Source organism: Pseudomonas sp. G1002, from assembly GCF_013385455.1.
GTDB lineage: Bacteria > Pseudomonadota > Gammaproteobacteria > Pseudomonadales > Pseudomonadaceae > Aquipseudomonas.
In genome coordinates this window covers 47,448-56,580 of the sequence record NZ_JACAPY010000026.1, presented here as the reverse complement: position 1 = coordinate 56,580, position 9,133 = coordinate 47,448, and the positions used below count along the sequence as shown (strand labels likewise).

The 9,133-nt window shown below is 62.2% G+C and carries 8 protein-coding genes; 2 read left to right on the top strand and 6 right to left on the bottom strand.

Annotation, left to right across the window (positions count from 1 at the left end; genetic code table 11):
- Positions 1-195: 195 nt before the first annotated feature.
- Together HX801_RS14050 and HX801_RS14045 are read left to right on the top strand one after the other, a co-directional pair.
- Complete coding sequence (locus HX801_RS14050; protein WP_003207803.1) at positions 196-1,854, top strand: MFS transporter; 1,659 nt, start codon at positions 196-198, stop codon at positions 1,852-1,854.
- On the top strand, positions 1,851-2,996 hold the full coding sequence (locus tag HX801_RS14045; protein WP_177022265.1) for an HlyD family secretion protein: 1,146 nt from the start codon (positions 1,851-1,853) through the stop codon (positions 2,994-2,996). Before HX801_RS14050 ends, HX801_RS14045 begins: the two co-directional genes overlap by 4 nt.
- A gap of 123 nt (positions 2,997-3,119) precedes the next feature.
- Here HX801_RS14045 and HX801_RS14040 read toward each other — a convergent pair whose 3' ends face one another.
- The 6 genes from HX801_RS14040 to HX801_RS14015 all read right to left on the bottom strand — a co-directional run bounded on the left by HX801_RS14040 (position 3,120) and on the right by HX801_RS14015 (position 8,801).
- On the bottom strand, positions 3,120-3,980 hold the full coding sequence (locus HX801_RS14040; protein WP_134327686.1) for an aldose 1-epimerase: 861 nt from the start codon (positions 3,978-3,980) through the stop codon (positions 3,120-3,122).
- A 194-nt stretch (positions 3,981-4,174) separates the two neighbouring features.
- On the bottom strand, positions 4,175-5,455 hold the full coding sequence (locus HX801_RS14035; RefSeq protein ID WP_003207810.1) for a TRAP transporter large permease: 1,281 nt from the start codon (positions 5,453-5,455) through the stop codon (positions 4,175-4,177).
- The gene (locus HX801_RS14030) at positions 5,456-5,983 is read right to left on the bottom strand and encodes a TRAP transporter small permease (RefSeq protein ID WP_003207813.1); all 528 of its coding nucleotides are present in this window, start codon (positions 5,981-5,983) and stop codon (positions 5,456-5,458) included.
- 67 nt (positions 5,984-6,050) lie between these two features.
- Positions 6,051-7,022 (bottom strand): TRAP transporter substrate-binding protein, encoded by a 972-nt coding sequence (locus HX801_RS14025; protein ID WP_177022264.1) that lies wholly within the window; start codon positions 7,020-7,022, stop codon positions 6,051-6,053.
- 51 nt (positions 7,023-7,073) lie between these two features.
- Positions 7,074-7,949 (bottom strand): SMP-30/gluconolactonase/LRE family protein, encoded by an 876-nt coding sequence (locus HX801_RS14020; RefSeq protein ID WP_177022263.1) that lies wholly within the window; start codon positions 7,947-7,949, stop codon positions 7,074-7,076.
- A 30-nt stretch (positions 7,950-7,979) separates the two neighbouring features.
- Positions 7,980-8,801, bottom strand: a complete 822-nt coding sequence (locus HX801_RS14015) for an NAD(P)-dependent oxidoreductase (RefSeq protein ID WP_177022262.1) — start codon at positions 8,799-8,801, stop codon at positions 7,980-7,982.
- Between the last annotated feature and the right edge of the window lie 332 nt (positions 8,802-9,133).

The following is a 9,133-nucleotide window of genomic DNA, read 5'->3' as shown; positions in this document are numbered from 1 at the left end:
GTTTTGCTTACTTTTGCGCTGTTAAGAAGTGAGCCGATATAAGAGCGGAACCATAAGCAGCCGTTACCGCAGCAACGGATATGCACCCCAACCGCCCAAATCCCTCCCAAGATGGCAAGTTGAACTCCACTCAGGTTTACTACTCCCTGAGTAACCGTTCCACCGGCCCCAAACGCCGGTCATCAAGGCCACCGAATGGACAAATACACCCCCCACACCTGGCAGCCCCACGAGCGCCCGAGCCTGCCGGGCTCGCCGTCGACGCCGCTGCATTCCACCCGCAAGCGCTGGGCCTACGCCCTCGTCGGCGTACTCGTGGCAATCACCGGTGGCCTCGGCAACTCGCTGGTGATCGCCAACCTTGTGTACCTCCAGGGCGCCCTGGGCGCGACGACGGCCGAGATGGCCTGGCTCCCCGCCGCCTACGTCATGACCAACGTCTCCATGAACCTGCTGCTGGTGAAATTCCGCCAGCAATTCGGCCTGCGTGCGTTCACCGAAGTGTTCCTGGTGCTCTACGCCCTGGTCACCTTCGGCCACCTGTTCGTCAACGACCTCAGCTCGGCCATCGCCGTACGCGCGGCCCACGGCATGGTCGGCGCCGCCCTCAGTTCCCTGGGCCTTTACTACATGATCCAGGCCTTTCCCGCAAAGTGGCGGATGAAAGCCCTGGTGCTCGGCCTGGGCACCGCGCAATTGGCGTTGCCCCTGGCCCGACTGTTCTCCGAAGACCTGCTGCAAATCGCCGAATGGCGCGGCCTGTACCTGTTCGAACTGGGCATGGCGCTGACCTGCCTGGGCTGTGTGTTCCTGCTCAAGCTGCCACCGGGCGACCGCTTCAAGACCTTCGAAAAACTCGACTTCCTGACCTTCGCCATCCTCGCCACCGGCGTCGCCTTGCTCTGCGCGGTGCTGTCCCTGGGCCGTATCGACTGGTGGCTGGAAGCGCCGTGGATCGGTATCGCCTCGGCCTGCTCGCTGGTGCTGATCATGGCCGGCCTGGCCATCGAACATAACCGCTCCAACCCGTTGCTGATGACCCGTTGGCTGGGCAGCGGGGCGATGATTCGCCTGGCGTTGGCGGTGGTGCTGATTCGCATGGTGCTCTCGGAGCAGTCCACCGGCGCCGTGGGCTTCATGCAGATGCTGAACATGAGCAACGAGCAGATGCGCACGCTGTATTGGGTGATGCTCGCGGGGGCGATTGCCGGCCTGGCCGTGAGCGCGCTGACCATCAACCCCGCGCATTTGCTGATGCCGCTGATCATCTCCCTGGCCTTCATGGCCGTGGGCTCGGTGATGGACAGTTTCTCCAGCAACCTCACGCGTCCGCAAAACATGTACATCAGCCAGTTCCTGCTAGGCTTTGGCGGCACGTTCTTCCTCGGGCCGACCATGGTCCTGGGCACGAAGAACGTACTGACCAACCCCAGGAACCTGGTGAGTTTCTCGGTGCTGTTCGGGATCTGCCAGAACCTCGGCGGCCTGATTGGTGCGGCATTGCTCGGTACGTTCCAGATCGTGCGGGAGAAATTCCATTCCAGCATGATCGTCGAACACCTGACCTTGCTCGACCCGCGTGTGGCGGCGCGTGTTGCCAGCGGCGGCTCGGCCTATGGCGGGGTGATCGCCGACCCCGAGTTGCGCAACCTCATGGGCATTCGCAGCCTGGCCACGGCCGCCACCCGCGAGGCGAATGTGATGGCCTACAACGATGTGTTCATGCTGATCGCGATCATTGCCATACTCACCATGATCTGGATCTTTATCCGCAGCCTCTGGCTGATGAGTACCACTAAAGCTGCCGCCAGTGCAGCGCCTCCCGTTCAACCCAGCGGCGCACTTTCTTCATGACCGAACCGACGACGACCACCACCAACGCCATCGCTTCCACGCCGGAAGGCACCGCGCCGCCGAGCATGCCGACCACCGAACCGCGCTCCTTGCGGGTGCGCATCATCTCTTCCATGGGCTTTGCCGCGATTGCGATTATCGGCGTGCTGATCGTGCTCTACGCCTGGCAGTTGCCGCCCTTCAGCAGCGCCGTGGAAACCACCGAAAACGCCCTGGTGCGCGGCCAGGTGACGATCATCGGGCCGCAGCTCAGCGGCTACGTGTATGAAGTGCCGGTGACGGACTTCCAGTACGTCAAGGCCGGGGATTTGCTGGTGCGCCTCGATGACCGTATCTACAAGCAGCGCCTTGATCAGGCCCAGGCGCAATTGGCGGTGCAGCAGGCGTCCCTGGCCAATGTGGTGCAGCAACGCAACAGCGCCGAGGCGACCATCAAGCTGCGTCAGGCGGCCTTGATGGACAGCCAGGCCCAGGCCCGCAAAAGCACCGCGGATTTGCGCCGCAATGAGGAGTTGATCAGCGATGGGTCGGTGTCCAAACGCGAGCTGGACGTGACCCGCGCCGCCAATGCGCAAACCATTGCGGCCGTGGCCCAGGCCCAGGCCAACCTGGAAATCGCCCGGCAGGATTTGCAGACAGTGATCGTCAATCGCGGTTCGCTGGAGGCGGCGGTGGCCAGTGCCGATGCGGCAGTGGAGCTGGCGCGTATCGACCTGTCGAACACCCGGATCATCGCCCCGCGTGACGGGCAACTGGGCCAGATTGGCGTGCGCCTCGGGGCCTACGTCAACAGCGGCGCGCAGTTGATGGCGCTGGTGCCGAACCAGCTGTGGGTGATCGCCAACATGAAAGAAACCCAGATGGACAACGTGCAGGTTGGCCAGCCGGTGACCTTTACCGTGGATGCCCTGGACCACCGAAAGTTTCACGGCACGGTGCAGCGCATTTCCCCAGCGACCGGGTCGGAGTTCAGCCTGTTGCAGGCGGATAACGCCACCGGCAACTTCGTCAAGATCGCCCAGCGGGTGCCGGTGCGGATTACCGTGGATCCGGGGCAGGAGCAGAGTGAACGGCTGCGACCGGGGTTATCGGTGGTGGTGAGTATCGACACGGCGGGGCGCCTGAAAAACACCCCTCCCTAAGACACAATGGAGATCAAAAATGTGGGAGCGGGCTTGCTCGCGAATGCGGAGTGTCAGTCGCAGATGTGTTGACTGATCCACCGCATTCGCGAGCAAGCCCGCTCCCACATGGGTTTTGTGTTGTTAGAGGGTTTTGTATTGCAGGCTGAAACTGAGTTCTGCCGACTGGCCTTGTTCCAACAGCTTCAATCCCGGCCTACCCGGCAGGTGATGGGCATTCACCGGATGACTCACCGGCTCGAAGCAGAAAAAATCCAGCCCCGGCGGGCAATACAGCAGGTAATAGTCGCTGCCGGTGGCCTGGCATTCCAGGGTGTAACCCAGGTCTGGCTGCTGGATGACGCAGCGCCCGTCCCACTGGCAAAAACCGTTGTCCACCAGTGTCTCGGGCAACGATTCTGGGTGTTGAAAATCCCACTCGGCGGGTACGGCAGCTAGGCCTGTCGGCAATTTCGCCGCATCACTCATCCATACCTGCGAAGCCTTTGCCTGCAATTGCGTGCCCGGCCTGCGGGGCAGATACGGATGCAATCCCAGCCCGTGCCACGTCGCCGTTTCCGCCAGGTGCGTGACGCGCAAGGTGATGCTCAACTTGCCGCCCTTCAACTGAACTCGCTGCTCGGCGCGATACGCAAAGGGTGTGCTGCTGTCCAGTTGCAACACCACTTCGTCTGACGTCTGGCTGACCACCTGCCACACCTGTTGCCAGGCACTGCCATGAATTGGCAGCGGGTCCAGCGGGCTGTTGGGCTCAAGTCCCAACCACCCTGATGGGTTATCAAAGCCACCTTCGGCAACCCGGTTCGACCAGGGCGCCAGCGGGAAGCACGCAAGCTTCCCCGGCAGGCCGCTGGCCAGCGACTGTTGATCGGTGTGGCGTAGCAACGGCTGGCCGCTGCTGCGTACTGTCCAGTTGACGATACTCCCGCCCAACGCTGGCGCCAGCGTCAGGTGGGTCAGGTTGTCTTCGAGTTCAAGCATCATGAGTGTCAGCAGACCTATTGAATGATGAATGCTTGTGTGGCGAGGGAGCTTGCTCCCGATGGGCTGCGGAGCGGCCCCAAAAAAGCGGGAGCGCTTCGCACTCCAGCGGGAGCAAGCTCCCTCGCCACAGAAAGCTCCCTTGCCACAGCAGCTCCCTCTCCACAATAACTCCCTCGCTACACGCAGTGTGGGGCTTATAACACCAACCCCGGCAACCACAACGACAACGCCGGAATGTAGGTCACGGCCATCAGCACCAAAAACAGCACGCCATAAAACGGCAGCAACGCCTTCACGGTCTTCTCGATGCTGACTTTGCCCACCGCCGCCCCCACAAACAACACCGCACCCACCGGCGGGGTGATCAGGCCGATCCCCAGGTTCACCAGCATGATCATGCCGAAGTGCACCGGGTCGACGCCAATCCCCAGGATCACCGGCAGCAAAATCGGCGTGAGGATCAAAATCAGCGGCGCCATGTCCATCACCGTACCCAGCAACAGCAGCATGGCGTTGATGCACATCAGGATCACGTAGCGGTTGTCCGACAGGGTCAGGAACATCGTGGTGATCTTCGCCGGGATCTGCATCAGGGTCATGATGTAGCCGAAGCTGGCGGCGAACGCGATCAGGATCATCACGATGGAGATCGTGCGCACCGTGCGGTGCATCAGCTTGGGCAGCTCGCTCCATTTGTAGTCGCGGTAGATGAACATGGTCACGAAGAACGCCCACAACACCGCAATCGCCGCCGACTCGGTGGCGGTGAAGATGCCCGACAGAATCCCGCCAAGAATGATCACCATGGCCATCAGGCCCCACAATGCGTCGGCGCAGATTTTCAGTGCCTGTTTCAGGGGGATCACTTCGCCTTTGGGGTAGTTGCGCTTTTTCGCGAAGATCAGGCACAGCACCATCAGGCAGGCGCTCATCAGCAGGCCCGGGACCACGCCGGCCATGAACAGCGAGGCGATGGACACGGTGCCGCCCGCCGCCAGGGAGTAGAGCACCGAGTTGTGGCTCGGAGGCGTCAGCAAGGCTTGTACCGAGCCGCTCACGGTGACGGCGGTGGCGAATTCACGGGGATAGCCCTGGCGTTCCATTTCCGGAATCAGCACCGAACCGACAGACGCCGTATCGGCCACCGACGAGCCGGAGATCGCGCCAAAAAACGTCGAGGCCATGATGTTCACCAGGGACAGGCCGCCGCGCACAAAGCCCACCAGCACCCCGGCAAACGCCACCAGCCGGCGCGACATGCCGCCCTCGGCCATGATCGCCCCGGCCAGCACGAAGAACGGAATCGCCATCAGCGAAAACTTGTTCACCCCGCCGGCCACCTGAATCATCAGGGCCTGGAACGGAATGTCGATCCACCACGCGCCGATCAGCGCAGAAAGCCCCAGGGCGTAGGCCACCGGCATGCCAATCAGGATCAGGGCGATAAAGCTGCCCAACAGAATCAATGCGTCCATTCAGGCAGCCCCTTCACTTTCTTCAACCAGGTCGAAGCGCACGACCCGACGATTGCTCTGGTCACCCAGCAGGAGTTTTTCCAGCACAAAAACCAGGGTCAGCAAGCCACCGATCGGGATCGGCATATAGGTGATGCCCACCCGCAAGGTCGGCATGGCGCTCATGAACTGGTTCCAGGTCGACAGGCACAATTTGCTGCCCCAGATCGTCATGAACAGGCAGATGGTTGCCATCAGCAATTGTGAGACGATGCCGACGATTCGGCGTTGGCCGGGCGGCAGGCGGTCGGTGACCATGGCCACCGACATGTGCGCCCCGGCGCGGTAACTGGCGGCGGCGCCGACAAAGGTGAACACCAGCATCAGCAGGATAGCGGTGGGCTCCGGCCAGCTGGAGCCGGTGCCGAGCACGTAGCGGGCGAAGATGCCCCAGGGAATGATCAGCGCGACGCCAAGAACGGCGAGGCCGGCGATCCAGATGCAGCTCATGTAAATGCGGTCGTTGATGCGCAGCAGTAAATTCTTCATGGCGTTCACCGTAACCGGGCGCGTCGATGCCGACCGCGCCGGGCCTTATCTATGAGGGGAAAAAGGTTTACTCGACGGCTTCGATGCGCTTGATCAGGTCGGCGTAGGGCGCGCCGTACTTGTCGCGAATGGAAGCGGTGGCCTCATAGAACGGTTTTTTGTCGATGTCGATGAACTCGACGCCAGCAGCCTTGAGCTTGGCTTCACTGCTGGCGGACTTGGCGTCCCACAGCTCGCGCTCCTGGATCTGCGCGGCCTTGGCGGTGTTCTTCACCAGCACCTGTTGCTCGGGGGTGAGCTTGTTCCAGGTGATTTTCGACATCACGATGGGCTCGGGCAGAATCAGGTGGCCGGTCAGGCTGTAGAACTTGGCGTTCTGGTAGTGGTTGTGTTCCAGCAGGGTGGGCGGGTTGTTTTCCGCGCCGTCAATCACGCCGGTCTGCAGGGCGCTGAAGATCTCGCCGGTGTCCATGGCAATGCCGTTGCCGCCCATGGCGTTGATGGTTTCGATGAAGATCGGGTTGCCCTGCACGCGGATCTTCATGCCCTTGAGGTCTTCGATCTTGCGCACCGGTTTCTTGGTGTAGAGGTTGCGCGTGCCGCCGTCCATCCAGGCGAGCGCCACCAGGTTGAATTCGGAGTCGGTGATCTTGGCGAGGATTTCATCGCCGATCTCGCCGTCGATGACCTTGCGCATATGCACCTGGTCGCGGAACACGAACGGCATGTTGAACACGTTCACGTCCGGCACCACCGGGCCGACGATGCCGAGGCTGACCCGGGCCATCTGGATCGCGCCGACCTGGGCCTGTTCCACCACTTCCTTTTCCGAGCCCAGCACGCCGCCGGGGAACATCTTGAAGGTCAGGCCGCCGTTGCTTTCGGCCACCAGGGTTTTACCCAGCTGTTCTTCGGCGACGACGGTGGGGTAGCCGGCGGGGTGGATGTCGGCGAATTTGATTTCCAGCGCTTGGGCGGCACCGGCGAAGATGAAGGTGAAGGGGAGTGCGGCGAGGAGCAAAGTGCGTTTGAAGTCCATGGGGTGTCTCTCCAGTCTTGTTATTGTTTTATTCAAGGCACAGCGATGCAGCTAGAGGATGAAGGTGGGCTCCGGCAATCCGGTGACCCCGGGGTTGAGGGCAAACACGCCGCCGGCCAGCGACTGGGCACTGTGGTCGTCGCGGATCGAGGTGATGAACAGGGTGTCCAGGCGGTTGCCACCGAAGGCGCACATGGTGGGTTTTTTCACCGGCACGGCCAGTGAGCGGTCGAGACGGCCGTCGGGGGTAAAGCGGTGGACCAGCCCGGCATCGTTGGCGCAGATCCAGTAGCAACCTTCGGCATCCACGGCGGCTCCGTCGGGGCGGCCGAGGAACTGGTGCATATCCACAAACAGCCGCCGATTGGACGGCGTGCCGCTGTCGATGTCGTAGTCGAAGGCCCAGACCTGCTGGACCAACGGGTGCGAATCCGAGAGGTACATCGTGCGCCCGTCCGGGCTGAAGGCCAGGCCGTTGGGGGTGATGAAACCGTTGAGTGCGGTGTGAACCGCCCGGCCTGTTTCGTAGCGGTACAGTGCACCGTCGGCCGCATTCTCGGCCATGTTCAGCACCATGCTGCCGGCCCAGAACCGGCCCTGGCGATCACAGCGGCCATCGTTCAGGCGCATGTCCGGGCGGGCGTGCTCGACGCTGGCCAGGGGCGCAGTGTCGAGCCTGCCATCGTTGTGGGGCGTCAGCCGGAAAAACCCGGTTTGCATGCCCGCAACCCAATCGCCCGCCGAGGTGCGGGCGATGCAGGCGAGCATCTGCGGAGCTTTCCAGGCCTGCGCCTGGCCGCTGGTGGCGTTCCAGCGTTGCAGTTCGCCTGTGGGAATATCCACCCAGTACAGGGCGTTTTCCCCGGGGACCCACACCGGGCATTCACCCACGGCGTTGCGGGCGTCGACAATCAGTTCTGCTTGCATGGCCACTCATTCCCTTGGGTTGGTCTGTGGTCAGTCACCGAACGGGCCGGCGGCGCAAAACGCGCCACCCTGGTACACCCGCGCCGGGTCGTCGGCAGAGGGCATCGGCTGGGCTTCCACCTGTTTGCGGAATACTTCGGAAGAGTCCCGCGGGGTGAAGCCCAGGTGCGCGGCGAAGCGGTTGTCCCACCACACATCGAGGTTATCCGACATGCCGTAGACCACGGTATGCCCGACATTCGGTGTGTACAGCGAGCGTTCGAGCAGTTGGGTGAGGTCGTCGAAGCTCAGCCAGGTGTGCATCATCCGGCGGTTCTGGGGTTCCGGGAACGAGGAGCCGATGCGGATGCTGACGGTCTCGATGCCATAGCGATCGAAGTAGAAACTGGCCATGTCCTCGCCGTAGGATTTGGACAGCCCGTAGTAACTGTCGGGGCGGCGCGGGGAGTGGGCGTCGAGGGCTACGTCCTGCTTGTAGAAGCCGATCACGTGGTTGGAGCTGGCGAAGATGACGCGCTTGACCCCATGGCGGCGCGCCGCTTCATAGATGTGGAAGATCCCGCAGATGTTCGCGCCCAGCACTTCCTCGAACGAGCGTTCCACCGATACGCCGCCGAAATGCAGGATCGCATCGACGCCTTCCACCAGTTGGTGCACGGCTTGTTTGTCGGAAAGATCGCAAGGCAATACTTCTTCGCTGTCGTCAGCGGCCGGGGCCATGTCGGCGATATCCGACAGGCGCAGTACCTTGGCGTAAGGACGCAGGCGTTCGCGCAAGACTTTGCCCAGGCCACCGGCGGCACCGGTGAGCAGCAAGCGGTTGAACGGGGTAGGGGCGGTTGTGGTGGTCATGGTGATCCCGTTATTGTTGTAGGTTGTCGTATGACTGATCCGAAGTATCCTTAGGGTTTCCTACACTTGTCAACGCACTATTGGTCGAAGTTGATAGAGGCTCATCGCTGTCCTGTGGCGAGGGAGCTTGCTGTGGCAAGAGGGCTTGCTGTGGCGAAGGAGCTTGCTGTGGCGAGGGAGCTTGCTCCCGCTGGAGTGCGAAGCGCTCCCAAGATTTTGGGGCCGCTGCGCAGCCCAGCGGGAGCAAGCTCCCTCGCCACAGCAATCTACCTCCCCACAGCAATCTACCTCCCCACAGCAATCTCTCCCCACAGCAAGCTCCCCCGCCACAA

Coding starts and splice junctions, on each gene's coding strand:
- HX801_RS14050 (WP_003207803.1), top strand. CDS start 196: ATGGACAAATACACCCCCCACACCTGGCAGCCCCACGAGCGCCCGAGC.
- HX801_RS14045 (WP_177022265.1), top strand. CDS start 1,851: ATGACCGAACCGACGACGACCACCACCAACGCCATCGCTTCCACGCCG.
- HX801_RS14040 (WP_134327686.1), bottom strand. CDS start 3,980: ATGATGCTTGAACTCGAAGACAACCTGACCCACCTGACGCTGGCGCCA.
- HX801_RS14035 (WP_003207810.1), bottom strand. CDS start 5,455: ATGGACGCATTGATTCTGTTGGGCAGCTTTATCGCCCTGATCCTGATT.
- HX801_RS14030 (WP_003207813.1), bottom strand. CDS start 5,983: ATGAAGAATTTACTGCTGCGCATCAACGACCGCATTTACATGAGCTGC.
- HX801_RS14025 (WP_177022264.1), bottom strand. CDS start 7,022: ATGGACTTCAAACGCACTTTGCTCCTCGCCGCACTCCCCTTCACCTTC.
- HX801_RS14020 (WP_177022263.1), bottom strand. CDS start 7,949: ATGCAAGCAGAACTGATTGTCGACGCCCGCAACGCCGTGGGTGAATGC.
- HX801_RS14015 (WP_177022262.1), bottom strand. CDS start 8,801: ATGACCACCACAACCGCCCCTACCCCGTTCAACCGCTTGCTGCTCACC.